Origin of the sequence: Streptomyces sp. TSRI0281 (genome assembly GCF_001905125.1) — a bacterium.
Taxonomy (GTDB): domain Bacteria; phylum Actinomycetota; class Actinomycetes; order Streptomycetales; family Streptomycetaceae; genus Streptomyces.
In genome coordinates this window covers 119,663-144,656 of sequence record NZ_LWLE01000013.1, presented here as the reverse complement: position 1 = coordinate 144,656, position 24,994 = coordinate 119,663, and the positions used below count along the sequence as shown (strand labels likewise).

Genomic DNA, 24,994 nt, shown 5'->3' with positions numbered 1-24,994 from the left:
GGCTCAGAACCTCTCCGGGTACAGAAGGGCGAGGACGAGGTAGCCCAGCAGGGCGACGGCCACGATCAGACCGACGATGTTCTCGGCAGTCACAGCTTCGCCACCCCCCGCGCGATGAGAGCCACCAGCGCGAACACCGCGATCGTGGTGACGACGAAGGCCACATCGGCCATCGTGTGCTCCTAGATGAGGTTCGGATTCTCGGACCTCATGAGCAAACATCCGCCCGGGGCCTTCTCCGCCCGCGTTGATGCCTTCCTTACGGTGAGGGGCAACCCCTTGATGCCGCCCATACGTGCCCGATACGCGCCCCATACGCGCGCCCCTCGCACGCTGTGGGGACGCACGGAAAAAGCCGGTGGGCCGCACCCCGTGAAAGGGGTGCGGCCCACCGGCCGACGTGTGTGCCGAGAGCGTGTCTAGCGGACCTCGGTGATCTCGGGTCCGCGCTGGAGCTGCCCCATGCCACCGGAGAACTTCGAGTTCTCCTGGTCCTCCTGCTGGATGCCCTCCGGCACCATCTGGGCGTCGTTGGGGAGCTTGAGGACGATGGGGTCGCGCGGGGCCATCGGGCCCTCCCCGCGGACGACCACGGTGTCCTGGAAGATCGTCTCCAGCAGCCCGGCGGCCTCCGGCTGCACGGCACCCTGACCGGAGATCACCCCGCGCAGGAACCAGCGCGGTCCGTCGACGCCGACGAAGCGCACCAGCTGCACGCCGTTCGTCCCGTCCGGAAGCTGTACGGGGACCTGAGCGCGCAGCTCCCAGCCCAGCGGGCCCTCGACCTCGTCGATGATCCCGCCCTGCTGGGTGATGCCCGAGGCGATCTCCTCGCGGACCTCGCCCCAGATGCCCTCCTTCTTGGGGGCGGCGAAGGCCTGCAGCTGGACCGCGCTGTCGCGCAGGACCACGGTGGCGGCGACGATCGCGTCCCCGGCCACCTCGACCCGCAGCTCCATGCCCTCGACACCGGGCACGAAGATGCCGCCCAGGTCGACCCGGCCCTCGCCGGGCTGGGAGACCTCCTCGATGTCCCACGGCCCGTCCGGCCTGGGGGCAGGCGGAAGGTTCGTCCGGCGAGCGCCGGACTCGGCTCCGTCGGTACCGTCGAGCTCGTCGGCGACCTGCCCGGCCTCGCGCGCTTCGTCCGCCGTGTCCTCGGCGGAACCACTCTTCTTGCGACGTCCGAACACGTCAATGTCCTTCCCGGTCGGATACGACCGATGCGTAGCTGTTCCCACCGTCGGTGATCCCGCCCCTGACACCGTCCACGGCGGCATGACCGCCGGTGGACCCGAAGCCCCCCTCGGCCCGCGCCGAGCCGGGAAGCTCCGCCACCTCGTGGAAGCGCACCTTCTCGACCTGCTGGACGACCAGTTGGGCAATCCGGTCGAACCGCTCGAACCGCACGGTCTCGCGCGGGTCGAGATTGACCACGATCACCTTGATCTCCCCACGGTACCCGGCATCAACCGTCCCTGGGGCATTCACCAGGGCGACTCCGCAGCGGGCCGCGAGGCCCGAACGCGGGTGCACGAACGCGGCGTACCCGTCGGGCAGGGCGATCGACACTCCGGTGGGCAGCACGGTCCGCTCGCCGGGGGCGAGTTCCGCGGCCTCGGTGGTCACCAGGTCGGCCCCGGCGTCGCCCGGATGTCCGTACGACGGAATCGGCACGTCCGGGTCGATGAGGCGGATCAGTACGTCGACGGGCTGTCGCATCAGGGGTTCACCTCGAAGGCACGGGCGCGCTTGACCTGGTCGGGGTCGGCCATCGCTGCGCGGATCTCGGCCGGGCGGCCGTTCTCGATGAAGTGGTCGACCTTGACCTCGATGAAGAGGGCGTCGGCACGGACCGCGACGGGCCCGTCCGGGCCGCCGATCCGGCCGGTGGCACTGGAGTAGATCTTCCGGCGGTGTACGGCGGTGATCCGCGCGTCGAGGTGCAGCACGGTGTCCACCGGAACCGGCCGCACGAAGTCGGTCTCCAGCCGCCCGGTCACCGCGATGACCCGCAGGAGCCAGTTCAGCGAGCCGAGGGTCTCGTCCAGCGCCGTGGCCAGTACGCCACCGTGCGCGAGGCCCGGTGCGCCCTGGTGGGCGGCCTTCACGGTGAACTCGGCGGTCACGCTCACGCCGTCGCCGGCCCGCGCCTGGAGGTGCAGACCGTGCGGCTGTCCCCCACCGCAGCCGAAACAATGTTCGTAGTGCGCGCCGAGGAGCTCGCCGGGGGCGGGCGCGTCGGGGTGCCGGACCGGCGCCACCGCGTCGGCCGGGGGTGTCAGAGCTGTAGATGTTCCACTCACAGGCGCAGACCTTACCCGCGCGGGCTACCCCGGGTCGCGCCGTGCCAAGCTTGGATTCATGCAGCCTTCCGCACCGCCCTTCGACGAACGTCTCACCGCCCCCCGTTCCTGGTGGTTCATCGCCTTCGGGGTCGGTATCGCCTGTGCGCTCATGCTCCTGCCGCTCGGCACCCTGCCCCTGCTCGGCGGCCTGGTCGGCGGCACCGCCGCGACGGCGGTCGTGGTGAGTTCGTACGGCTCCGTACGGATCCGGGTGGTGGCAGGCGCGCTGGTCGCGGGCGACGCGCGGATTCCGCTGTCGGCGCTCGGGGAGCCCGAGGTGCTGGACGCGGAGGAGGCGCGGGCCTGGCGCTCGCACAAGGCGGACGCGCGGGCGTTCATGCTGCTGCGCAGCTATGTGCCGACGGCGGTGCGGGTGGAGGTCACCGATCCGTCCGACCCGACTCCGTACGTCTATCTGTCCACCCGGGACCCGCAGGGCCTGGCCGCGGCGCTCACGGCGGTACGAGCGGCCTGAGCGCCCTTCGCGGGGCCTGCTGCCCCGTACCTGAGGACAGCCCTCAGGGCTCGTCGTTCTCGGTGGTGTTCCCGATCGTCCCGGGCAGCTCGGCCGGATGTGCGGGCTGCTCCAGGGGAGGCAGCTCGGTGAGCCGGTCCCAGTCGACCCGCTGCTTGCGCAGGTCGTTCCTGACCCTCTCGGCGAGCTTCTTGGTGTCGCGGCGGTTCATCACGGCGCCTACCGCGGCGCCGACCATGAACGGAATCAGGTTCGGCAGATCGCGCACCATGCGCTTCATGATCTGCTGGCGCAGCTCGCGTTTCATCTGGCCGCCCAGTGCCGCGTTGAGCGTGGTGGGCCGGGAGACGTCGATGCCGCGCTCCTCGGTCCAGGACGTCAGATACGCGGTGGAGCGCTGGGCGAGATTGCCCTGCGGGCGCCGGCCGTAGACCTCGTGGAGCTCGGCGACGAGCTTCATCTCGATCGCGGCGACGCCGGTGATCTCCGCTGCCAGCTCGGCGAGCATGGCGGGCGGTACGGGCAGCATGGCCGCCGCCCCGATGCCCGCGCCGACGGTCGCGGTCGCTCTGCTCGCGCCCGCGATGAGTTTGTCGGCGAGCTCCTCGGGGCCGAGTCCCGGAAACTGCTCGCGCAGGGTGGCCAGATCCCGCACCGGGACGCGGGGAGCCGTGTCGATGATCCGGTCGGCCAGTTGACCGACTGCGGCCCTGGCGCTCTCCCCGCCCTTGCGTACGCCCCGTTTCAGTGTGTCCAGACGGCCAGCCCCGGTCCTGGGCTCCGTCGTCGTGCTCTGTTCGGCCCCGTCCGGTACGCCTGCCGCCCCGGCCACTTCGAGCGAGGCCGAACGGCCCCGCTCGTCGTCGGAGGTACCGGAAGGATCGGGCAGGGCGGCAGAACGCTCGGCAGACGGGCTGATGCCCTCTGCCGGGCCTGTGCCGCCCTGATGCGTCTCCGGACCGTGCCGGCGCCGCAGGCGCCGCTTCCGGAACGGTGTGTCGCCCGCCACGGCCGACTCGACCTCAGTCGCAGTCGCGGCAGATCGGCTGGCCGTTCTTCTCGCGGGCCAGCTGACTCCGGTGGTGCACGAGGAAGCAGCTCATGCAGGTGAACTCGTCGGCCTGCTTGGGCAGGACCCGGACGGCCAGTTCCTCGTTGGAAAGGTCCGCTCCGGGCAGCTCCAGCCCTTCGGCCGCGTCGAACTCGTCGACGTCGACGGCGGATGCCGTCTTGTCGCTCCGACGAGCCTTGAGCTCTTCGAGGCTGTCCTGGTCCACGTCGTCGTCGGTCTTGCGTGGGGTGTCGTAATCCGTTGCCATGTCGCTCTCCCCCTCATGGGTGTCTGCGGGTGTCTCAGCGCACGTAACGCGTGAGAGGCCGGACTTGTGCCCGACCTGAGGCGGAGATCTTGCCTCACATCAAGGTCTGTTACTCAATCGACACCCAACCGGACAACCTCGACGGCGTTCGGCTTGGGTGGCGATGGGGACCGTACACGGTCCTGATGGTGCAGTTCACGGGCGCCACCCCGTGTACTTCCCGTGATATCGGCCCCCGAAAACCCGGACGATTACCGGCTTTCCGATAGAGGCTTGATCACGGAGAGTAGATGGCCTGAAAATCGCTTCTGTGATCGATCACACATGGATCGAGGGGGAACGGGTCCTGAAAATTCCGCCCAAAGCGAACACAGAGATTCGGTGCGGGCTTCACACCGTGCAGCCTCTCAGACCGGCAGGGTGACACGCATCACGAGACCACCGCCCTCGCGGGGCTCCGCGATGATACGGCCTCCATGGGCCCGCGCGACGGATCGCGCGATCGACAGGCCGAGGCCGACCCCCTTGTCGCTGCCGGTGCGCTCCGTACGCAGCCGTCTGAAGGGCTCGAAGAGGTTGTCGATCTCGTACGCCGGCACCACAGGACCTGTGTTCGAGACGACCAGCAGGGCGTGTCCGGGCTGGAGCTCGGTGGTGACCTCCACCCAGCCCGCCTCGGCCACGTTGTAGCGCACCGCGTTCTGTACGAGGTTCAGGGCGATCCGCTCCAGCAGGACTCCGTTGCCCTGCACGACGGCCACCGCCCGCTCGCCGCGGATCGTCACGCCCTTCGACGTGGCCTCCGCACGGGCCTGGTCGATGGCGCGCTCGGCGACCTCGGCGAGGTCGACGGGCTTGCGCTCGACGATCTGGTTGTCGCTGCGGGCGAGCAGCAGCAGGCCCTCCACCAGCTGCTCGCTGCGCTCGTTGGTGGCCAGGAGGGTCTTGCCGAGCTGCTGGAGCTCCGGCGGGGCCTCCGGGTCGGAGAGATGGACCTCCAGGAGCGTGCGGTTGATCGCGAGCGGGGTGCGCAGCTCGTGCGAGGCGTTGCCGACGAACCGCTGCTGGGCGGTGAAGGCCCGCTCCAGCCGGTCCAGCATGTCGTCGAAGGTGTCGGACAGCTCCTTGAGCTCGTCGTCCGGGCCGTCCAGCTCGATCCGGCGGGACAGGTCGGTACCCGCCACCCTGCGGGCGGTGCGGGTGATCCGGCCCAGCGGGGACAGGACGCGGCCCGCCATGGCGTACCCGAAGGCGAACGCGATGACGCTCAGGCCGACCAGGGTCAGCAGCGAGCGGTTGAGCAGCGTGTCCAGCGCGTGCTGGCGCTGCTCCCCGTTGCACGCCTTGAGCGCGGCGTTGGCCTGGTCGGCGGAGAGGCCCGGGGTGAGCGCCGGGCAGGCGTTGTTGGTCAGCTGGATCTTGCTGTCGGGCAGCAGCTTGAACGGCAGCTCGGTGCCCACGTGCAGGGCCTGGGCGGCCAGCATGTAGATGATCGACAGCAGCAGGATGCCCGCGATCAGGAACATGCCGCCGTACAGCAGGGTGAGCCGTATCCGGATGGTCGGGCGCAGCCAGGGGTACGAGGGCTCCTGCTGCTTGGGCTCCCAGGTGGGCTTCGGAGGCGCGGTGAGCGGCGCGGGGGCGGCCACGGCCCTCAGATCCGGTATCCGGAGCCGGGCACGGTGACGATGACGGGCGGCTCGCCGAGCTTGCGGCGCAGCGTCATGACGGTGACCCGCACGACGTTCGTGAACGGGTCGGTGTTCTCGTCCCAGGCCTTCTCCAGCAGCTGCTCGGCCGAGACGACCGCGCCCTCGCTCCGCATCAGGACCTCCAGCACCGCGAACTCCTTCGGGGCGAGCTGGATCTCCTGCTCGTCCCGGAAGACCTCGCGGCGGTTCGGGTCGAGCTTGATGCCGGCCCGCTCCAGGACCGGCGGCAGCGCCACGGTCGTACGGCGCCCGAGCGCCCGTACCCGGGCGGTCAGCTCGCTGAAGGCGAACGGCTTGGGCAGATAGTCGTCCGCGCCCAGCTCCAGGCCCTCGACGCGGTCGCTGACGTCACCGGAGGCGGTGAGCATGAGCACCCGGGTGGGCATGCCCAGCTCGACGATCCTGCGGCAGACATCGTCGCCGTGCACCAGCGGGAGGTCCCGGTCCAGCACCACGACGTCGTAGTCATTGACCCCGACGCGCTCCAGGGCAGCCGCTCCGTCGTAGACCACGTCGACGGCCATGGCCTCCCGGCGCAGTCCGGTGGCCACCGCATCGGCGAGCAGCTGCTCGTCCTCGACGACGAGTACGCGCACGGCGCATTCCTTCCTTAGGTCCTTCGACAGGTACACACAGCGAACGGCCCGTGTCGGGGCCGTTCGATTCACGGTCAGCAGCACTGACTGTGCGCATCCATCCTGCCCGCAACGCGCATAAACCGGCGGTAAGACGACGTGCGGCCACCTGCGGCTCCGGGGAATTCACCGGATTCCCGGACCAGTTGAGGTTTCTCTGAGGCTTCGTGTGGGGAGGAGGGGTTCACACCCGCGATCACGCCACGCACGTGGCATGCCACAGCCCGCTCCGCACACCGGCGAAATGGCGTGATCACCCGCTCCTGCGGCCCCTGGCCGGAGGAATCCCGGGCACACCCCCGTGCCACCGACCCACGATGAGGGGGCGCTTCATGGACGCTTTCACCGCTGGTCTGCTGCAACGCATCAAGAACACCGAGTCCGACCTCACGCGTGCGCGCGAGACGGGCGACGACTTCCTCGCGGACGTCGAGCAGGGCGAGCTGGACGACCTGCACCGCCTGGCCGCCGAGCACGGCGTCGAAATCGGCGCCACAAGCGTCTGAGTCGCCGCGAGAGGGCCCCGGTGCCGTGATCGGCGCCGGGGCCCTTCGCTGTACCCGAACGCCCGCCGGAGCCCCCACCAGGGGCTTCGACGGGCGTTCCGTCAGTCGTGCCAGGCGCCCAGCTCTTCGAGGAGCGCCTGGAGCGGCTCGAAGACGCCGGGGGTGGCGGCCACGGTCAGGTCGCCGTCGGCGGGCAGTCCGGGGCGTCCGCCGGTGAGCGCGCCCGCTTCCCGGGCGATCAGGTCGCCCGCCGCCAGGTCCCACGGGTGGAGCCCTCGCTCGTAGTAGCCGTCGAGCCGGCCGGCCGCGACATCGCAGAGGTCGACGGCGGCCGAGCCGCTGCGCCGGATGTCGCGCAGCCGCGGGATGAGCACCCGGGCGACGTCCGCCTGGTGCGTGCGGACGTCGCTGACGTAGTTGAAGCCGGTCGACACGAGGGCCTGGTCGAGCGGCGGAGCGGGCCGGGCGCGCAGGGCGTTGCCGTTCGCGTACGCACCGCCGCCGAGCACCGCCCGGTACGTCTCGCGGCGCATCGGCGCCTCGACGACGCCCACGACCCGCTCGCCGTCGCGTTCGGCGGCGATCGACACGGCCCAGGTCGGCAGGCCGTAGAGGTAGTTCACCGTGCCGTCGAGCGGGTCGATGACCCAGCGGATGCCGCTGCTGCCCGCGGAGCTGGCGCCCTCCTCACCGAGGAAGCCGTCCTGCGGGCGGCGCTCGGACAGGAAGCCGGTGATCAGCTTCTCGGCGGCGATGTCCATCTCGGTGACGATGTCGATGGGGCTGGACTTCGTCGCGGCCACTCCCAGGTCGGCCGGGCGGCCGTCGCGCAGCAGGGCTCCGGCGCGGCGGGCGGCCTCCAGGGCGAGGTCGAGCAGTTCGGACAGGTCGGGGTCGGTCACAGCACTCCCAGGGGCTCGGTACGTACGGGCTTCTCCGTGCGTACGGGCGTCTCGGTGGCGGTCGTCGTGGTGCGGGCGTCTCGGGTCGGGCGTCTCGGGTCGGGCGTCTCAGCGGCTGAGGCCCGGTGTCCAACGGGGCCCGCCGCCTCCTTCACGCGTACGGGCTGTCGGCGCCCGCGGCGGCCGGCTTGAGCGCCCTGGCCGGGCAGCAGCCGGCCGGGCACAGGTCGTGCGAGGGGCCGAGCGCGCCCAGTGCGCAGGGCGTCACCGGGCTCCCCCGCTCGGCCTCGGCGCGCTCCAGGAGGAGCTCTCGTACGGCGGCGGCGAACCGCGGGTCGGCGCCGACCGTCGCGGACCGGCGGACCGGCAGACCCAGCTCCGCGGCCTTCGCGGTGGCCTCGGTGTCGAGGTCGTACAGGACCTCCATGTGGTCCGAGACGAAGCCGATGGGGGCCATCACGACCGCCGGGACGCCCTCGCCGTGCAGCGCCTCGATGTGGTCGCAGATGTCGGGCTCCAGCCACGGGATGTGCGGGGCTCCGCTGCGCGACTGGTAGACGAGCCGCCAGGGGTACTCGATGCCGGTCTCCTCGCGCACGGCGTCGACGATCACACGGGCGACGTCGAGGTGCTCGGCGACATAGGCGCCGCCGTCACCGTGCGCCTCCCGGGGGCCGGAGGTGTCGGCGGCGGAGACCGGGATCGAGTGCGTGGTGAAGGCCAGATGCGCACCGGCCCTGACGTCCTCGGGGAGGTCGGCCAGCGAGGCCAGCACACCGTCGGCCATGGGCCGCACGAAGCCGGGGTGGTTGAAGTAGTGGCGCAGCTTGTCCACCCGCGGCACCGCCACCCCCTCGGCCTCCAGGACCGCGAGCGACTCGGCCAGGTTCTCGCGGTACTGACGGCAGCCGGAGTACGAGGCGTACGCGCTGGTGGCGAGGACGGCGATACGGCGGTGGCCGTCACCGGCCATCTCGCGCAGCGTGTCGGTGAGGTACGGCGCCCAGTTGCGGTTGCCCCAGTACACCGGCAGATCCAGGCCGTGGTCCGCGAAGTCCTTGCGCAGGGCGTCGAGCAGCGCCCTGTTCTGCGCGTTGATCGGGCTGACGCCGCCGAACAGGAAGTAGTGCTTGCCGACCTCCTTCAGCCGTTCCTCGGGGATGCCCCGGCCGCGGGTCACGTTCGCCAGGAACGGGACCACGTCGTCCGGGCCTTCGGGGCCACCGAAGGAGAGCAGCAGCAGGGCGTCGTAGGGAGCGGGATCACGCAGATCGGACATGCCCTCGATCCTGCCACCCGCCGGGGACGGTGCGGCAACCGACATCCACCCCCGGTCCCGGGCCCGGGGCCCGCCGCGGCGTCCCGGCCACCTCTCCCCGCCGCCGGAGAGGCCGTAAGCTGTGTCGGCCATCTTCACGCATGACAGGCTCGACCGGAGTGCCCCTTGCCCAGCCCCTACCGCGCCATTTTCGCCGCCCCCGGCTCCAAGGGGTTCTCCGCCGCCGGATTCTTCGGCCGCATGCCGCTGTCCATGATGGGCATCGGCGTGGTGACCATGGTTTCGCAGATCACCGGCCGGTACGGGCTGGCCGGCGCGCTCTCCGCCACGCTCGCCATGGCGGCGGCGGTCTTCGGCCCGCAGATCTCCCGGCTGGTCGACCGCTACGGGCAGCGGCGCGTGCTGCGCCCGGTCACCCTGGTCTCGGTGGCGGCGGTCACCGGGCTGCTGATCTGCGCCCAGCAGCGGCTGCCCGACTGGACACTGTTCGTCTTCGCCGCGGGCGCGGGCTGTGTACCGAGCGTGGGGTCGATGGTCCGGGCCCGCTGGGCGGAGATCTACCGCGGCTCGGGCCGCGAGCTGCACACCGCGTACGCGTGGGAGTCGATCGTCGACGAGGTGTGCTTCATCTTCGGGCCGATCATCTCGATCGGGCTCTCCACCGCCTGGTTCCCGGAGGCGGGACCGCTGCTGGCCGCCATGTTCCTGGTGGTCGGCGTCTTCTGGCTGACCGCGCAACGCGCCACCGAGCCGGTGCCGCACCCCAAGTCGCAGCACACCGGCGGCTCGGCGCTGCGCTCCCCCGGCCTCCAGGTCCTGGTGATCACGTTCGTGGCGACGGGGGCGATCTTCGGGGCGGTCGACGTGGTGACGGTGGCCTTCGCCGAGGAGCGCGGCCACAAGGCGGCGGCCAGCCTCGTGCTGGCGGTCTACGCACTGGGATCCTGCCTGGCGGGGGCCGTGTTCGGGCTGCTGCACCTGAAGGGCAAGCCCGGTACCAGGTGGCTGGTGGGGGTCTGCGCGATGGCCGTGAGTATGATCCCCCTCCAACTGGCCGGGAACCTTCCGTTTCTGGCCGTGGCGCTCTTTGTCGCGGGCCTCGCCATCGCACCGACGATGGTCACCACCATGGCCCTCGTCGAGCAGCACGTACCGCGCACCAAACTGACCGAGGGCATGACCTGGACCAGCACCGGGCTCGCGGTCGGGGTGGCGCTCGGCTCCTCGGCCGCGGGCTGGGTGGTCGACGCGTCCGGGGCCGAGGCGGGGTACGCGGTACCCGCCGTGGCGGGAGCGCTCGCGGCCGTGGTGGCGTTCCTGGGGTATCGCCGGCTTGCCAAGCCGGTACCTACGGGAGGGCGCGGGGAACATGACGGACACCTACGCACGGACGACGGCGAGCACGTGGCGTAACTGGGCGGGCAATGTCACCGCCCGACCGGTACGGACCGTGTCCCCCGCCTCGGTGGACGAGCTCGCCGAGACGCTCCGCAGGGCACGCGAGGACGGCCTGAAGGTCAAGCCGGCCGGCACCGGACACTCGTTCACGGCGGCGGCGGCCACCGACGGGATGCTGATACGCCCCGACCTGCTCACCGGCATCCGGGAGATCGACCGTACGGCGATGACGGTGACGGTCGAGGCCGGCACCCCGCTCAAGCGGCTCAACACCGCTCTCGCCCGCGAGGGCCTGTCGCTCACGAACATGGGCGACATCATGGACCAGACGGTCGCCGGGGCCACCTCCACCGGCACCCACGGCACCGGCCGCGACTCGGCGTCGATATCCGCGCAGATACGCGCCGTCGAGATGGTCACCGCCGACGGCACGGTGCTGCGCTGCTCGGCCGAGGAGAACCCGGACGTGTTCGCCGTGGCCCGGCTCGGGCTCGGCGCCCTCGGCGTGATCACGGCGATCACCTTCGCCGTGGAGCCGGTGTTCCTGCTGACCGCCCGTGAGGAGCCGATGACCTTCGACCGGGTCACCGCCGACTTCGACCGGCTGCTGACCGAGAACGAGCACTTCGAGTTCTACTGGTTCCCGCACACCGGCAACTGCAACACCAAGCGCAACAACCGCAGCGCGGGCCCCGCCGCCCCGCCCGGCAAGGTCAGCGGCTGGATCGATGACGAACTGCTCTCCAACGGGGTCTTCCAGGTCGCCTGTTCGCTCGGCCGGGCGGTCCCCGCGACCATCCCGTCGATAGCCAAGCTCTCCAGCAGGGCCCTGTCGGCCCGTACCTACACCGACATCCCGTACAAGGTGTTCACCAGCCCGCGCCGGGTGCGCTTCGTGGAGATGGAGTACGCCCTCCCGCGCGAGGCCGCCGTCGAGGCGCTGCGCGAGCTCAAGGCGATGGTGGACCGTTCGCCGCTGCGGATCAGCTTCCCGGTCGAGGTCCGTACGGCGCCCGCCGACGACATCGCACTCTCCACGGCCTCGGGCCGCGAGAGCGCGTACATCGCCGTGCACCTGTACCGGGGCACGCCCTACCAGGCGTACTTCACCGCCGTCGAACGGATCATGACCGCACATGCCGGCCGCCCGCACTGGGGCAAGATCCACACCCGCGACGCCGACTACCTGGCCGGGGTCTACCCGCGGTTCGGCGAGTTCACCGCGGTACGCGACCGGCTCGACCCGGACCGCCTGTTCGGCAACGACTACCTGCGCCGCGTCCTCGGCGACTGAGGACGCGCCGGGCGCTTTCGCCACCGCCGCGGCGGTGGCGAAAGCGCCCGATGCGTCCCCGGGTACCCACCGGAGTCAGCGCCCGCCGGTGCCCGTGTCGGGCGGAGCCTGCTGCTCCTGGCCCGGGACAGCGCCCTCGCCGGTCGGCTCGGGAGCGACACTGCCGCCTCCGTCGCCGGGTGCCGTGGGAGGCGGCGGAGCGGGCGACTGCGTGGTGTCGCCGCCGCCCGAGCGGGAGGGCGTCGGTGTCGGCCCGGCCGTCGATCCCTGGTCCTTGTCCTGGCTCGTACCCGGGTCCGGGCTCTGCCCGTCGCCCTCGTCCGTGCCGGGCGTGGACCCGGTGCCACTGCCGGTGCCGGGGCTCTGCCCATCTCCGTCCGGCTCCTGCCCGGTGCTGCCGGACGGTGCCGGGTCGGCCGGACCGGAGTCCCGGTCCCCGCCGCGTACGACGGAACCGACGGTCGTCCCCCGGCCACCGCTCAGGTCGTTGCCCGAGACCAGCTCGAACGCGGTGATCCCGACCATCGACACGCCGAAGACCACGGCGGCGGCGAGGACCGGGCGCTTCCAGCCGCGCAGGCGGGTGCCGTGCGTGGTCGCGCCGGAGAACTCGTCGTCCGGCCCGCCCGGCACCGGTACCCGGGCTCCGCCGGCCTGCGGGAGGAGTTGCGTCCGGGCCGGGTCAACGGATTCCGGCCCCCCGGCCTCGGGGACCCGCCTCAGCATCCGGGTGCGTTCGGGATCGAGCCCCAGCACCCGCGTGCGATCCGCGTCGGCGCCGTGGGCACCCTCGGCACCGACGGATTCCGGGCCGTCGGTGCGGGGCCGCAGCGCTCGCGTACGGTCCGGGTCGTGCTCCACCGTGGGCAGCACCGTCGTGGCGTCGGCGGCCGGCCGGCCCGTCGCCCGGGTCTGCCGGGCCGGCATCGTCTCCCTGGTGCGTACCGTCACCTGACGGCCCGCCGGGTGCGTCACCTGGACCGTGACTTCGCGGATCTGCTCACCCGTACGACGGAAGAAGTGCTGGAAGACCGATCCTCCGCAGGTGGCGACGATGCTCATCACCCCGGCGCCCACGATCGTTCCGTACACGCCCAGCTGCGAGGCCAGTACCGCGGCCGCGACGGCCGCCACGGCACTGCCGGCGACCTGCGGCAGACTCAGATCTATGCGCCTTTCCTTGGGTTCTATGTCACTTTCCGGCTTCTGAACCATTACCAGCCCCTGCTTGACATCTCTCCCACCATGCAACAGGAAGGGACAAATGAGCGAAGTGAATAGTTCCGTTTCTGGCGATTCTGTGAAGCAGGACACGCATCGGGGGCATTTCGCAGGTAACTGGGTAACCCAACTCCCGTGCCGCACGAGAACTTCGGCGGCGCGCCGGTCCACTCAGGTGGCCCAAATGGAGTACTGTGACGAGCCCTGGGGCGGACTCCCGCATGGGTATCCGCAGCTACGGAGGGGGCCGACGGCGGCACTCGAACCGGCGACGCCAAGGCGGCACACGGGCGCCCGCTACACGGAGTGACCATTTTTGGTCACTTTGGGTCGCAATGGGCAACCGTGTCATGCAGGCGTTCCAGGGCCAATGCCCGACACGCCGGGCAACTTGGCAAGGTTGTGGCAGGCTGCACCCGGGCAGGCCACACTCGACTAGCGGAAGCAGCGACGCACGTGACGTCGGCAGGCACCACCCGGGAGGTTCCCATGCCCGAACTGCGTGTCGTGGCCGTCTCAAACGACGGCACACGACTGGTGCTCAAGGCTGCGGACAGCACGGAGTACACGCTTCCGATCGATGAGCGGCTGCGCGCCGCCGTGCGCAACGACCGCGCACGGCTCGGCCAGATCGAGATCGAGGTGGAGAGCCACCTCCGCCCCCGCGACATCCAGGCCCGGATACGTGCCGGTGCCTCCGCGGAGGAGGTCGCTCAATTCGCCGGAATCCCCGTCGACCGTGTTCGCCGCTTCGAGGGCCCTGTGCTCGCGGAGCGCGCCTTCATGGCCGAGCGGGCCCGGAAGACTCCTGTGCGCCGTCCCGGCGAGAACACCGGCCCCCAGCTCGGCGAGGCGGTGCAGGAACGGCTCCTGCTGCGCGGCGCCGACAAGGAAACCGTCCAGTGGGACTCCTGGCGCCGTGACGACGGCACCTGGGAAGTCCTCCTCGTCTACCGGGTCGCGGGTGAACCGCACTCGGCGAGCTGGACCTACGACCCGCCCAGACGGCTGGTCCAGGCCGTGGACGACGAGGCGCGCTCGCTGATCGGCGAGAGCGACGACGTCGCCGCGCCGGAGCCCAGCTTCCCGTTCGTGCCCCGGATCGCCCGGCTGCCGCGCGACCGGCCGCTGGACCGTGCCCTGGACCGCCAGATCCAGATGGAGCGCCCAGCCCCGCCCGCACCGGAGCCGGACGACTTCCTCACCGGTCCCTCGGCCGGTGAGCGCGACTCGCTGACCAGCCTGCTGGAAGCGGTGCCGAGCTTCCGCGGCGACATGGTCGTACCGGAACGGCCCTCGCAGCCCGAACCGCCCGCGCTCGAACCCGCCGGGCAGGAGCCCGAGGCCGACGAGCCCCCGGCCGCGGCGGCTTCCGCGGGCGCAGGTTCCGCCTATGCCGATATCCTGATGCCGCGGGCGGTGGCCGGTCATCGCGACCGGCTGACCGGGACGACCGACCGCCAGGCCGAGGCGGACGGGGTCCGTCCGGGCCGGCGGGCCGCGGTGCCCAGCTGGGACGAGATCGTCTTCGGCACCCGCCGCAAGAAGCAGGACTGATCGAGAAGTGACCCGCAGCGGAACGAGGGCCCGTACGCAGTCGCGTACGGGCCCTCGCCCGTTCTGGGTGTCCGACTTACCGCGGATCGGGCCCCTTGGCGACGGGCCGGGACCCGTCGAAGGACCACTCGGACCAGGAGCCCGGATAGAGGACACCCCGGAATCCGGCGATCTCCAGGGCCAGCACCTCGTGCGCCCCCGAGACCCCCGAGCCGCAGTAGACGCCGACCCCCTCGGCGCTCGTGGCCCCCAGCCCGGAGAAGCGGGCGGCCAGCTCTGCGGCGGGCAGGTAGCGCCCGTCCTCGCCGACGTTCTCCGAGGTCGGCGCCGAAACCGCGCCCGGGACATGGCCGCCCACCCGGTCGATCGGCTCCACATCACCCCGATAGCGCTCCGCGGCCCGCGCGTCGAGCAGCAGACCGGAACGGGCGAAGGCCGCCGCACCGTCCGCGTCCAGCGTCTCCAGCGCGCCCGGCTCCGGCCGGAAATCGCCCTCGCCGGGGGCCGGGATCGCGGTGGACAGCTCGCCGGTCCATGCCGCGAGACCGCCATCCAGGACCCGGACATCCTGGTGCCCCGTCCAGCGCAGCAGCCACCAGGCGCGGGCCGCGGCCCAGCCCTGGCCGCCGTCGTACACCACGACGGGAGTGCCCCGGCAGACCCCGGCGCGGCGCATCGCGGCGCCGAAGGCTTCCGGGTCCGGCAGTGGATGGCGGCCGTTGCTCCCCGCCGGACCCGCGAGTTCCGCGTCGAGATCGACGAAGACCGCGCCGGGGATGTGCCCGGCCTCGTAGTCGGCGCGGCCGTGCGGGCCGCCCAGCTGCCAGCGGACGTCCAGGAGCACCGGCGGACGCGGCCCCGCCGACTCGCTCGCACATTCGGATGCGGTAATGATGGGCTTCATGGGTGCCATCCTCGCTCAGGGGCCGACCCAGCCGTAACAGCGCCGGAACGGACAGACCGCAACAAAGCGGTCTCCTTCCGTCGAGAACCCGGAACTCGCGGCGCGGCCGGGGCGCCTCGCGAGCCGGGTGGTGCAAGCATCTGCACGGGACGAACGCACCCGATCCGGAGAACCGGACGGAGACCGACGCCGTTCCCCCGTACGGCCACCACAACGGTCCGAGGAGAGAGAAGACGATGACCGAGGCTGCCGCTCGGCGCACGCCCGGAACACCTTGCTGGGTGAGTCTGATCGTGCACGGCCTGACCGCGACCCAGGAGTTCTACGGAGCCCTGTTCGGCTGGGAGTTTCAGCCAGGGCCCGATCAGCTGGGCCCCTACGTGCGCGGCCTGCTCGGCGGGAAAGAGGTGGCGGGCATCGGCCAGCTGCCGCCCGACCGGCATCTGCCGATCGCCTGGACCACCTATCTCGCGACCGACGACGCGGATCTCACCGCGGAGACGATCCGCTCCTGCGGCGGCACCGTCGCGGTCGGGCCGCTCGACGCGGGCGATGCGGGCCGGCTCGCCATCGCCTCCGACCCCTCGGGGGCCGTGTTCGGGATCTGGCAGGCCGCCGAGCACCTCGGCACCCAAGCGGCGGGCACCCCCGGGACACCCGTCTGGAACGAGCTGGTGACCCGCGAGACCTCCATGGTCGGCAAGTTCTACCAGGCGGTTTTCGGCTATGAGACGGAGGCGGTCGTCTCGGCCGACTTCGACTACCAGACCCTGCATCTGGACGGCCGTCCGGTCGCTTCGCTGCACGGTGTGGGCCACGCCCTGCCGCGCGACCGGGGCCCGCACTGGATGACGTACTTCGAGGTCGCCGACACCGACGAGGCCGCCGCACGGGTCGTACAGCTGGGCGGGCACATCCTCCAGCCGCCCCAGGAGGGTTCCCACGGCAGGCTCGCGACGGTGTCGGACCCGGAGGGCGCCGTGTTCACGATCGTACGGTCGCGCAAGCGCTGACCCCGGGCTCCCGGCCGGCGGCCCGGCCGGCGCTCGTCAGCCTGCCGTGCGCACCGGCGGTCCGTCGCCCCCGGGCGCCCTGGCGGTGACCAGCAGACCGACGAGCAGGCCCGCGAGCACCATGCCGCCGACGGCCCACCAAAGAGTGTCGGTGTAGCCGCTGAGCATCTCCTCGCGGAGCTGCTCGGGCGACCATGACGCGGCGGGACGCAGGCGGGCGGCGAGGACGCCGGTGAGCAGCGCCGCGCCGATCGCGCTGCCCAGGTGCTGAGCCGCGGTGATCGTCGCCGAGGCCGCGCCGGAGTGTTCCGGGGCGACGGCTGCGGTCGCGGTGGCGAAGACCGGCATGAAGGCCAGGCCGGTGCCGAAGCCGGTGAGGACCATGCCGGGCAGCACCTGGGTCGTGTACGCGCCGTCGGCCTCGATGCCGGTCAGGAGCAGCAGTCCGAGGGCCGCGATCGCCAGGCCCGCCACGATCAGGATGCGGGGCGCGACGCGGGGCAGCAGACGGGCGGCGACCTGGGTGGCGCCGATGACGATGGCGGCGGCCATGGGCAGGAAGGCCGCTCCCACCGCGGCCGGGGCGTAGCCGAGGACGGTCTGCAGGTGGAAGGCCAGGGTGGTGAACGAGGCGGCGACGCCGAGGCCGGACAGCAGCATGGCGAGGAAGCAGCCGACGCGGTCGCGGTCTTCGACGGTGGACGGCGAAGGGGATGGGCGTGATGTCGTGGTCCATCGCCACAGGTAGGCCACGAGCAGGACGACGCCCACCGCGAACAGGGCCAGGATCAGGAGGTCGTTCCAGCCGCGGGACTCGACCTCGGTGAGGCCGTATACGAGGGCGGCGAGTCCGCCGGTGCCGAGCAGCACCCCGAGCACATCGAAGCGTGCTCCCGTGCCGCCCGGTCGGTCGTGCGGCAGGGTGAGTGCACCGATCAGGGCGGCCACGGCGAGGGGGACTGCGGCGTACAGGGACACACGCCAGGTCAGGCTCTCCAGAAGCCACCCGCCCGTGAGCAGCCCGAGTGCCGAACCGCCGCCGCTGATCGCGGCGTAGATCCCGAAGGCTCTGCCGCGTTCCTTCGGGTCGGTGAAACCGGTGGTCACCAGGGCCAGCGCGGCCGGTGTGAGCACCGCGCCGAAGGCTCCCTGCAGGGCGCGGGCCCCGATCAACATGCTGGAATCAGCCGCCGAGCCGCCGAGCGCGGAGGCGATCGCGAATCCGGCCAGACCGATGATCAAGGTGCGTCTGCGTCCCACGAGGTCCGTGATGTGCCCGCCGAGCAGCAGCAGGCCGCCGAAGGCGAGCACGTACACGGTGAACATCACGCTCAGCCCATCGGCGGGCAGACCGAGATCGGCCTGGACGGACGGCACCGCCATGTTGAAGGTCGTCGCGTCGATCAGCACCGTCAGCTGGGCCAGGGCGACCACGACCAGCCCCCACCAGCGCCTGGGGTGCGGGGACGCCGAGTCCTGGAGGGGGGCCGTGGCCGGGTATGCGGACCAGGCGCCGGGCGGTGGGCCCGGGGGCGGTCCGAACCCCTGTGCGGGGACGGAGTGCGCCGGGGCCGTCGGGGCGTACGCGGGCGGCGCGGGCAGCGGGTGGGGCTGCGCGGGCGGGACAGGGGCGGCAGGCTGTGCGACAGGTGTCCCGGCAGGGTCTGCGGCGACGGCTTCCGGGGCGAAGTCCAGCAACTGGGCAGCATGGCGGCCCAGTTGTGCCAGCACGGCGCCCGGCAGCCATTCCGCTGCCTGATCCTCGGCCGTCCGCGCGGCCACCTGCTGAGGGGTGGGCCTCTCGGCCGGGTCCTTCTCCAGACATGCGCGTACGAGGTCGACCAGCGACTCCGGTACGCCGGTCAGGTCCGCCTCCTCCTCCGCTATCCGGAAGAGATGGGCGTTCAGGCCGGTGTCCGTGGCGCCGAAGAGGAGGCGCCCGGTGGCGGCGTGGACAAGGACGGCGCCCAGACAGAACACGTCGCTGGCGGGGGTGAGTTCGAGGCCGCGGACCTGTTCCGGCGACATGAAGCCCGGCGAGCCGATCAGCATGCCGGTGCGGGTGTGCAGGCTGTCCCCGGCCGGCCGGTCCATCGCCCGCGCGATGCCGAAGTCGATGACGCGGGGGCCGTCGACGGTGACGAGGACGTTCGACGGCTTCAGGTCACGATGGATCAGACCCGCCTCGTGCACGGCCTGCAGGGCGAGGGCGAGGCGGTTGGCGAGGGTGTGGACCGCGTACTCGGGCAACGGTCCGAAGTCCTTGGCGACCACGGTGTGCAGGTCGGGCCCCGGGATGTACTGGGTCGCCACCCAGGGAAGGGCGGCCTCGGGGTCGGCGTCGAGCACCGCCGCCGTCCAACTCCCGCCCACCCGCCGCGCGGCGGCCACTTCACGGGCGAAGCGCCTGCGGAACTCGGGGTCCCCGGCGTACTCGGCCTGCACCACTTTCACGGCCACGGTGCGTCCGCCCTCGGAACGGCCCAGATAGACCAGACCCATGCCTCCCTCGCCCAGCCGGGCGATCAGGCGGTAGGGGCCTATGCGGACCGGATCTTCGGCGATCAGCTGATTCACGGGAGAAAGATAGCCCAACTATCCAACGGGGGTGGGCTCCTCAGGCGAATCGTGCCCTCCCTGCCACCGGGAAGCGGCGCAGGCCCCTCCCGGTTCCACCGCGGTGCCGCGCGCTCCGCGGCCGACGGTGTCTTCCCCGGGCGGGGCAGGCACGTCCGCCACCCGCCTTCTCGCCGGAGGAGAGGCCGTGAGGACGCCTCAGCCGTGGTTGACCGGGAGGACGTCCGGGGAAAGGGCACCCGCACGGGCCGCGGCGCTGGTCATGCGCCGGTAGTGGTGGCGGCGGCAGAGAACCTCGTAGCCGATCTCCTCGGCCGGGCGGTTGACGTCGCCGACCACGACCTGGGCGCCCTCGACGACCATCTCCCCGTCCACCGTGCGGGCGTTGTGCGTGGCGCGGTCGCCGCACCAGCACAGGGCCTCCACCTGAAGCTGCTCGATCCGGTCCGCGAGCTCGATCAGCCGCTGGGACCCCGGGAACAGCTTCGTGCGGAAGTCCGTCCTGATGCCGAAGGCGAAGACGTCCAGACCGAGATCGTCGACGACCCGGGCCAGCTGGTCGATCTGCTCCGGGGCGAGGAACTGGGCCTCGTCCACGATCACGTAGTCCGCCTTGCCGCCCTGGGACAGCTGGGCGACCAGATACGCGTACAGGTCCATGCCCTCGGTCGCCTCGACCGCCTCCGTCACCAGGCCCAGCCGGGAGGAGAGCTTGCCCTCCCCCGCCCGGTCGTCGCGGGTGAAGATGACGCCCTGGAGTCCGCGAGCCGACCGGTTGTGACCGATCTGGAGGGCCAGCGTGCTCTTTCCGCAGTCCATCGTTCCGGAGAAGAACACAAGCTCGGGCATGAGGGGTCGAGCACCTTTCGGAGGGTGGCCGGTCGGCCGGGAGAACGGAAAACGCGGTTACGAGCGTACTTCGAGGAGCGGGACCAGTTGTTCGACGGGGGTCATCGAGCCGTGCATGCCGACCATCGCGGACTCGTGCGGCTCGTTGACCGACGCCGTGATCACCACATCGTCATGGGCGGCGGCGACCACGTCGCCGATGCGGCCGTACACCCGCTCGTCGATCCGCGGCCCGAACCAGCCGGCCTCGATCGCCTCGTCCCGGCCCGCCACCCAGAACTGCTCGCCGAGCACTTCGCGCCAGACCGTCAGCACATCCGCCTCGGCCCCGGGGACCGCGTACACATGGCGCGCCCGGCCCTCGCCGCCGAGCAGGGCGACGCCCGCGCGCAGTTCCCAGTCCTCGTCGAAATCGATCCGGGACTGTTCATCGAAGGGGATGTCGATCATCCCGTGGTCCGCGGTGATGTACAGCGCCGAGCGGGGCGGGAGCTGCTCGGCCAGGCGCTGGGCGAGCCCGTCGACGTACATCAGCTGGCCGCGCCAGGCATCGGAGTCGACACCGAACCGGTGCCCCTTGCCGTCGACCTCGCTGTAGTACGTGTAGACGAGCGAGCGGTCCCCGGCGGCGAGCCGTTCGGCGGCCACGTCCATCCGGTCCTCGCCGCTGAGCCGGCCGAGGAACGAGCCGCCGCTGAGCGCGACCTTGGTGAGCGGGGTCTGCTCGAACGTGGGCGCGGAGACCTGGGCGGTGCGCACACCCGCGGCGTCGGCAAGCCGGAAGACGGTGGGGTACGGCTGCCAGACCTTCGGCGCGGTCCACGGCTTCCAGCGGAGCTGGTTCATCAGCTCGCCGGTCTCGGGATTGCGCGCGGTGTATCCGGGAAGGCCGTGCTCACCGGGCGGCAGCCCCGTACCGACCGAGGCGAGCGAGGTGGCGGTGGTCGCCGGGAATCCCGCGGTGATCGGGCGGCCGGTGCCGCCGCGCGAGGACGGCAGCAGGGAGTGCAGGAAGGGGGCCTCGTCCGGGTGCGCCTTGATCTGCTCCCAGCCGAGGCCGTCGATCAGGAAGACGCAGTTGCGATCGGCCGGCGTCAGTTCGGGAATCGTCGCGGTGAGGCCGGGTACGCCCTGGCCCGCGGCGAGGGTGGGCAGCAGATCGGCGAGCGAGCCACTGCCGTACTCGGGTACGGGTGCGGTGTCGAGAGCGAGCGGGACAGGGTCCTGCCAGGCCGGCTGGGCCATCAGCGGCCGGTCGCCGCGGTGGCGGCCGTGGCCTCGGAGAGCGACTGGGCGAAGGCGAGGGTCTGCCGGACGGCGTCCGGACCGTCACCGGCCTCGCTGACGCGCAGGCTCAGGTCGTCGGCGGTGGAGCTGCCGGTGTAGCCGTGGTCCGCCTCGCAGTTGGGGTCACCGCAGGCGGCGGGCTCCAGATCGATCCGGGAGACGGCGCCCCAGCCGATGGTGAGGACGACCTCGCGGGGCAGCGTGCCCGGTACGTACTTCTCGGGGTTGGCCACCACCCGGCTGACCACGACCGACGAGATCCGGTCGAGCTTGACCGACTCGGTGGACGTGGTGGCGTACGGCGTCGGGGAGCTGGTGTCGGCGGCCTGCTCGTCGGTGTGGCTGACGATGAACCGGTTCTCCGTCAGGACGAGGACCGTGACATGGCGGCGCACTTCGTTGGAGTCGAAGGTGGTCTCCTGGTGGACCAGGTACGAAGCGACCGGCTCGCCGCCGACGGCGGCCTCCACCGCCTCGGCCACGAGGGCCGGGTAGTAGCCGCTGCGCTCGATCGCCGCGCGCAGCCCCTGGGTCGTCGTACCGGTCTTTGCCATACGGACCATCCTACGGGGGGCTGATGGCTGCCGGGGACGCCGTGGGGCGGGTCGGTGGGGCCGGGGCGGCAGGCCGGCCGGCGCCGGTCAGTAGCTGGGGAGGCGGCGCGGGCCGCGGTCGGTGCGGGCGGGGGGCGGGGCGAGGCGGACGCTCGCGCCCAGCACGCTCAGCCCCTGGGTGGCGACCACGACCGGTTCGAGCGCGACGGAGACCACCTCCGGGTGGTCGTCGACCAGGCGGGACACCCGGAGCAGCAGCTCTTCGAGCGCGGCGGTGTCGACGGGCGCCGCACCGCGCCAGCCGAAGAGCACCGGGGCCGCCTTGATGGAGCGGATCAGCTCGGCGGCGTCGCGGTCGGTGACCGGTACGAGGCGGTGGGCGGTGTCGCCGAGCAGCTCGGAGGGCGCGCCGGCCAGGCCGAAGGAGAGGACGGCCCCGGCGGCCGCGTCGATCGAGGCACGGACGACGGTGTCCACGCCGCGCGGCGCCATGGCCTGGACGACGGGCTGGAGTTCGGCGGGCTTGCCGAGCAGGTCGGTCAGTTCGCCGTACGCGCGGCGCAGAGCGCTCTCGCTCCCGAGGTCGAGGCGGACACCGCCGAGGTCGGCGCGGTGGCGCAGATGGGGGGCGGTGGTCTTCAGCGCCACCGGGTAGCCGAGCCGGGCGGCGGCGGCGACGGCGGACTCCGGGTCACGGGCGGGCAGCGTCGGCCGGACGGTGATGCCGTAGCGGCCGAGCAGTTCACGGGCCTCGTCGTGGGTGAGCGGTCTGCCGCGCGGGTCGGGTGCGGGGCCGAGCAGTGCGTCGATCAGACCCGCCGCACCGGGCTCGTCGATGGTGTCGTCGAGGAACTCGGGCACCTTGCCGGGTACGGCCGCCTGGCGCCGCCACTGCGCGTACTTCACGGCTTCGGCGAGCGCGCGCACGGCTCGTTCGGCGGCGGGGTAGGCGGGGATCCGGCCGGTGCGGGGGCGGGCCGAGTCGGAGTCCGGGGCGGGGGCGGCCGGGGATGCGGAAGGGGATGAGGGTGCGGGTGCGTTCGGGGATGCGGCAGGGCGTGCGGGGTTCGGTGCGGGAACGGCCGCGGAGGGCGTGCCGGGGGCGGACGGTCCGTTCGCGGGCCCTGTCCCGGACCCGCCGCCGGACGCCGTGGCCCTGGGGCGGGTCCGGGCCACCGTGCTGCTGGCGGCGGCCAGGGCCTCGGCCAGCCCGCCGATCTCCACATGGACCACGGCCACCGGCTTGGCGGGGCCACCGGCCGCCGCCCGGCGCAGGGCCGCGGCCAGGACCTCGCCGTCGCCCGTCTCGGCCTCGCCGTTCTCCCCTACCCAGGGGATCGCGGTCACGATGACGGCGTCGCACGTCTGGTCGGCGAGCGCCTCGGCCAGGGCATCCCGGAAGTCCTGCGGGCCCGCCGCCGTGGTGAGGTCGAGGGGCGGTCGGGGGCGCAGCCCCTCGGCGAGGCAGGCGTCGTACGTGAGGAGGCCGAGGGATTCCGAGTTGCCCAGGATCGCGACCCGGGGGCCCGCCGGGAGCGGCTGGTCGGCCAGGAGCAGCCCCGCGTCGACCATCTCGGTCACCGTATCGACCCGGATGACGCCCGCCTGACGCATCAGCGCGGAGACCGTGGCGTCGGGGATGCGGCTGACCGGTACGGCGTGGCCGGGTGGGGTGGAGCCGCTGTGCCGGGCGCCCTTCACCACGACGACGGGCTTCACGGCCGCGGTCCGCCGGGCGAGCCGGGTGAACTTGCGGGGGTTGCCGATCGATTCGAGGTACAGCAGGGCGACGTCGGTGTCCTGGTCCTCGTACCAGTACTGGAGGAAGTCGTTCCCGGAGACATCGGCCCGGTTCCCCGCGGAGATGAACGTGGAGAGCCCCGCGCCGCGCCGGTGGAGGCCGGAGAGCAGGGCGATCCCGATCGCGCCGGACTGGGTGAACAGGCCGATCCGGCCGGGGGCGGGCGACTCGGGGGCGAGGGAGGCGTTCAGCCGGACGGCCTCGGAGGTGTTGATGATGCCGAACGCGTTCGGGCCGATGATCCGCATGCCGTACGAGCGGGCCTGCCGGACCAGTTCGCGCTGGAGCTCACGGCCCTCGGCGCCACGCTCGGCGTATCCGGCGGAGAGCACGACGAGTCCTCGCACTCCGTGTTCGCCGCAGTCGGCGACGGCCTCGGGCACGCGGTGGGCGGGGACGGCGATGACCGCGACGTCGACCCGCTCGTCGATCTCGCCGACGGAACGGTGCGCGGGGACTCCGTCCAGCGTCGTCAGGCCGGCGGCGAATGCCCGGTTGACCGCGTACGCGCGCCCCGTGTAGCCGGAGCCGAGGAGATTGCGCAGGACGGTGCGGCCCACTCCGCCGGGGGTGCGGCCGGTGCCGATGACGGCGACGGAACCGGGGGCGAGCAACCGCTGCACCGACCGCGCCTCGGCCCGCTGTTCGCGGCCGCGCTGGACGGCGAGGGACTCGGCGGTGGGTTCGAGGTCGAGCGTGAGGTGGACGGAGCCGTCCTCGAAGGTGCGCTGCTGGGTGTATCCGGCGTCCCGGAACACCTTGATCATCTTGTTGTTGGCGGGCAGCACCTCGGCGGCGAAGCGGCGGATGCCGCGCTCGCGGGCGACCGCCGCGATGTGTTCGAGGAGCGCCGAGGCCACTCCGCGGCCCTGGTGGGCGTCCTGGACGAGGAAGGCGACCTCGGCCTCGTCGGCGGGCGCGGAGGCGGGCCTGCCCTGTTCGTTGATCCGGTCGTAGCGGACGGTCGCGATGAACTCACCGCCGATCGTGACGGCGAGTCCCACCCGGTCGACGTAGTCGTGGTGGGTGAAGCGGTGCACGTCCTTGTCGGAGAGGCGCGGGTACGGGGCGAAGAAGCGGTAGTACTTCGACTCGTCGGAGACCTGCTCGTAGAAGCTGACCAGCCGCTCGGCATCGTCCGTGGTGATGGGCCTGATGCGCGCGGTGCCACCGTCACGGAGCACCACGTCCGCTTCCCAGTGGTCGGGGTACGCGTGATGCGGACTCTGCTCCGGCGTGGGGTGCATGGGCAAAGCGTACGGCCGACACACCGGTCGCGGAGGGATCGGGGCCGGGGCAGTCTGGGGAGGCCGACCGGCGGCGCGGCGGTGACGGAGGTCGGGCACAGCACCGCATACTGCAT

At 72.0% G+C, this 24,994-nt stretch carries 23 protein-coding genes; 6 read left to right on the top strand and 17 right to left on the bottom strand.

Features of this window, described 5'->3' with window-relative positions; translation table 11 throughout:
* Nucleotides 1–3: 3 nt before the first annotated feature.
* The 4 genes from kdpF to A6A29_RS21245 all read right to left on the bottom strand — a co-directional run bounded on the left by kdpF (nucleotide 4) and on the right by A6A29_RS21245 (nucleotide 2,306).
* Entirely contained in the window at nucleotides 4–93 is a 90-nt protein-coding gene (gene kdpF / locus A6A29_RS43225; protein WP_037701211.1) for a K(+)-transporting ATPase subunit F, read from the bottom strand.
* 326 nt (nucleotides 94–419) lie between these two features.
* Nucleotides 420–1,193 carry a DUF3710 domain-containing protein gene (locus A6A29_RS21255; protein ID WP_073721999.1) on the bottom strand — a complete coding sequence of 258 codons (774 nt, stop codon included), beginning with the start codon at nucleotides 1,191–1,193 and terminating at the stop codon, nucleotides 420–422.
* A 1-nt stretch (nucleotide 1,194) separates the two neighbouring features.
* Nucleotides 1,195–1,722, bottom strand: coding sequence for a dUTP diphosphatase (gene dut, locus A6A29_RS21250; protein ID WP_073721997.1), 528 nt, complete (start codon nucleotides 1,720–1,722; stop codon nucleotides 1,195–1,197).
* Nucleotides 1,722–2,306 carry a PaaI family thioesterase gene (locus tag A6A29_RS21245; RefSeq protein WP_073721995.1) on the bottom strand — a complete coding sequence of 195 codons (585 nt, stop codon included), beginning with the start codon at nucleotides 2,304–2,306 and terminating at the stop codon, nucleotides 1,722–1,724. Before A6A29_RS21245 ends, dut begins: the two co-directional genes overlap by 1 nt.
* Before the next feature lie 58 nt (nucleotides 2,307–2,364).
* Here A6A29_RS21245 and A6A29_RS21240 point away from each other — a divergent pair, with 58 nt between their 5' ends.
* Nucleotides 2,365–2,823, top strand: coding sequence for a DUF3093 domain-containing protein (locus A6A29_RS21240; RefSeq protein ID WP_073721993.1), 459 nt, complete (start codon nucleotides 2,365–2,367; stop codon nucleotides 2,821–2,823).
* A gap of 43 nt (nucleotides 2,824–2,866) precedes the next feature.
* On the opposite strand, the gene A6A29_RS21235 is transcribed toward A6A29_RS21240, so the two are convergent.
* The 4 genes from A6A29_RS21235 to A6A29_RS21220 form a co-directional block, all read right to left on the bottom strand.
* Nucleotides 2,867–3,832 (bottom strand): hypothetical protein, encoded by a 966-nt coding sequence (locus tag A6A29_RS21235; RefSeq protein ID WP_073721991.1) that lies wholly within the window; start codon nucleotides 3,830–3,832, stop codon nucleotides 2,867–2,869.
* 13 nt (nucleotides 3,833–3,845) lie between these two features.
* A complete protein-coding gene (locus tag A6A29_RS21230) occupies nucleotides 3,846–4,142 on the bottom strand; it encodes a DUF4193 domain-containing protein (protein ID WP_003965732.1) in 297 nt (98 codons plus the stop codon).
* A 407-nt stretch (nucleotides 4,143–4,549) separates the two neighbouring features.
* Entirely contained in the window at nucleotides 4,550–5,800 is a 1,251-nt protein-coding gene (locus tag A6A29_RS21225; protein ID WP_107468275.1) for a sensor histidine kinase, read from the bottom strand.
* Entirely contained in the window at nucleotides 5,797–6,450 is a 654-nt protein-coding gene (locus A6A29_RS21220) for a response regulator transcription factor (protein ID WP_073721987.1), read from the bottom strand. Before A6A29_RS21220 ends, A6A29_RS21225 begins: the two co-directional genes overlap by 4 nt.
* Before the next feature lie 371 nt (nucleotides 6,451–6,821).
* Here A6A29_RS21220 and A6A29_RS45875 point away from each other — a divergent pair, with 371 nt between their 5' ends.
* Nucleotides 6,822–6,995: a hypothetical protein gene (locus A6A29_RS45875; protein ID WP_198953129.1), complete on the top strand. Its 174-nt coding sequence runs from the start codon at nucleotides 6,822–6,824 to the stop codon at nucleotides 6,993–6,995.
* A 101-nt stretch (nucleotides 6,996–7,096) separates the two neighbouring features.
* Here the strand turns inward: A6A29_RS45875 and A6A29_RS21215 are convergent, their stop codons facing one another.
* Together A6A29_RS21215 and A6A29_RS21210 are read right to left on the bottom strand one after the other, a co-directional pair.
* On the bottom strand, nucleotides 7,097–7,897 hold the full coding sequence (locus A6A29_RS21215; protein ID WP_073721985.1) for an inositol monophosphatase family protein: 801 nt from the start codon (nucleotides 7,895–7,897) through the stop codon (nucleotides 7,097–7,099).
* Nucleotides 7,898–8,048: 151 nt separating this feature from the next.
* Complete coding sequence (locus A6A29_RS21210; protein WP_073721983.1) at nucleotides 8,049–9,176, bottom strand: ferrochelatase; 1,128 nt, start codon at nucleotides 9,174–9,176, stop codon at nucleotides 8,049–8,051.
* Nucleotides 9,177–9,341: 165 nt separating this feature from the next.
* On the opposite strand from A6A29_RS21210, the gene A6A29_RS21205 reads away from it, so the two are divergent.
* Entirely contained in the window at nucleotides 9,342–10,589 is a 1,248-nt protein-coding gene (locus A6A29_RS21205) for an MFS transporter (protein WP_073721981.1), read from the top strand.
* On the top strand, nucleotides 10,546–11,868 hold the full coding sequence (locus tag A6A29_RS21200; RefSeq protein ID WP_073721979.1) for a D-arabinono-1,4-lactone oxidase: 1,323 nt from the start codon (nucleotides 10,546–10,548) through the stop codon (nucleotides 11,866–11,868). Before A6A29_RS21205 ends, A6A29_RS21200 begins: the two co-directional genes overlap by 44 nt.
* 75 nt (nucleotides 11,869–11,943) lie before the next feature.
* Here A6A29_RS21200 and A6A29_RS21195 read toward each other — a convergent pair whose 3' ends face one another.
* Nucleotides 11,944–13,083 carry a hypothetical protein gene (locus A6A29_RS21195; protein WP_079182925.1) on the bottom strand — a complete coding sequence of 380 codons (1,140 nt, stop codon included), beginning with the start codon at nucleotides 13,081–13,083 and terminating at the stop codon, nucleotides 11,944–11,946.
* A 495-nt stretch (nucleotides 13,084–13,578) separates the two neighbouring features.
* Here A6A29_RS21195 and sepH point away from each other — a divergent pair, with 495 nt between their 5' ends.
* Entirely contained in the window at nucleotides 13,579–14,646 is a 1,068-nt protein-coding gene (gene sepH / locus A6A29_RS21190; RefSeq protein WP_073721975.1) for a septation protein SepH, read from the top strand.
* A 76-nt stretch (nucleotides 14,647–14,722) separates the two neighbouring features.
* On the opposite strand, the gene A6A29_RS21185 is transcribed toward sepH, so the two are convergent.
* Nucleotides 14,723–15,550 carry a sulfurtransferase gene (locus tag A6A29_RS21185; protein WP_073721973.1) on the bottom strand — a complete coding sequence of 276 codons (828 nt, stop codon included), beginning with the start codon at nucleotides 15,548–15,550 and terminating at the stop codon, nucleotides 14,723–14,725.
* A 236-nt stretch (nucleotides 15,551–15,786) separates the two neighbouring features.
* On the opposite strand from A6A29_RS21185, the gene A6A29_RS21180 reads away from it, so the two are divergent.
* Nucleotides 15,787–16,563 carry a VOC family protein gene (locus A6A29_RS21180; protein ID WP_073721971.1) on the top strand — a complete coding sequence of 259 codons (777 nt, stop codon included), beginning with the start codon at nucleotides 15,787–15,789 and terminating at the stop codon, nucleotides 16,561–16,563.
* A gap of 36 nt (nucleotides 16,564–16,599) precedes the next feature.
* Here the strand turns inward: A6A29_RS21180 and A6A29_RS47860 are convergent, their stop codons facing one another.
* From A6A29_RS47860 to A6A29_RS21150, 5 genes are all read right to left on the bottom strand, one after another.
* Nucleotides 16,600–19,140 (bottom strand): MFS transporter, encoded by a 2,541-nt coding sequence (locus tag A6A29_RS47860; RefSeq protein WP_079182924.1) that lies wholly within the window; start codon nucleotides 19,138–19,140, stop codon nucleotides 16,600–16,602.
* A gap of 198 nt (nucleotides 19,141–19,338) precedes the next feature.
* Complete coding sequence (locus A6A29_RS21165; protein WP_073721969.1) at nucleotides 19,339–19,989, bottom strand: thymidine kinase; 651 nt, start codon at nucleotides 19,987–19,989, stop codon at nucleotides 19,339–19,341.
* A gap of 57 nt (nucleotides 19,990–20,046) precedes the next feature.
* Nucleotides 20,047–21,234: an alkaline phosphatase family protein gene (locus A6A29_RS21160; RefSeq protein ID WP_073721967.1), complete on the bottom strand. Its 1,188-nt coding sequence runs from the start codon at nucleotides 21,232–21,234 to the stop codon at nucleotides 20,047–20,049.
* Nucleotides 21,234–21,830 carry a DUF5998 family protein gene (locus A6A29_RS21155; RefSeq protein WP_073721965.1) on the bottom strand — a complete coding sequence of 199 codons (597 nt, stop codon included), beginning with the start codon at nucleotides 21,828–21,830 and terminating at the stop codon, nucleotides 21,234–21,236. The genes A6A29_RS21160 and A6A29_RS21155 overlap by 1 nt, the downstream gene beginning before the upstream one ends.
* An 87-nt stretch (nucleotides 21,831–21,917) precedes the next feature.
* Nucleotides 21,918–24,878, bottom strand: a complete 2,961-nt coding sequence (locus A6A29_RS21150) for a bifunctional acetate--CoA ligase family protein/GNAT family N-acetyltransferase (RefSeq protein WP_073721963.1) — start codon at nucleotides 24,876–24,878, stop codon at nucleotides 21,918–21,920.
* Between the last annotated feature and the right edge of the window lie 116 nt (nucleotides 24,879–24,994).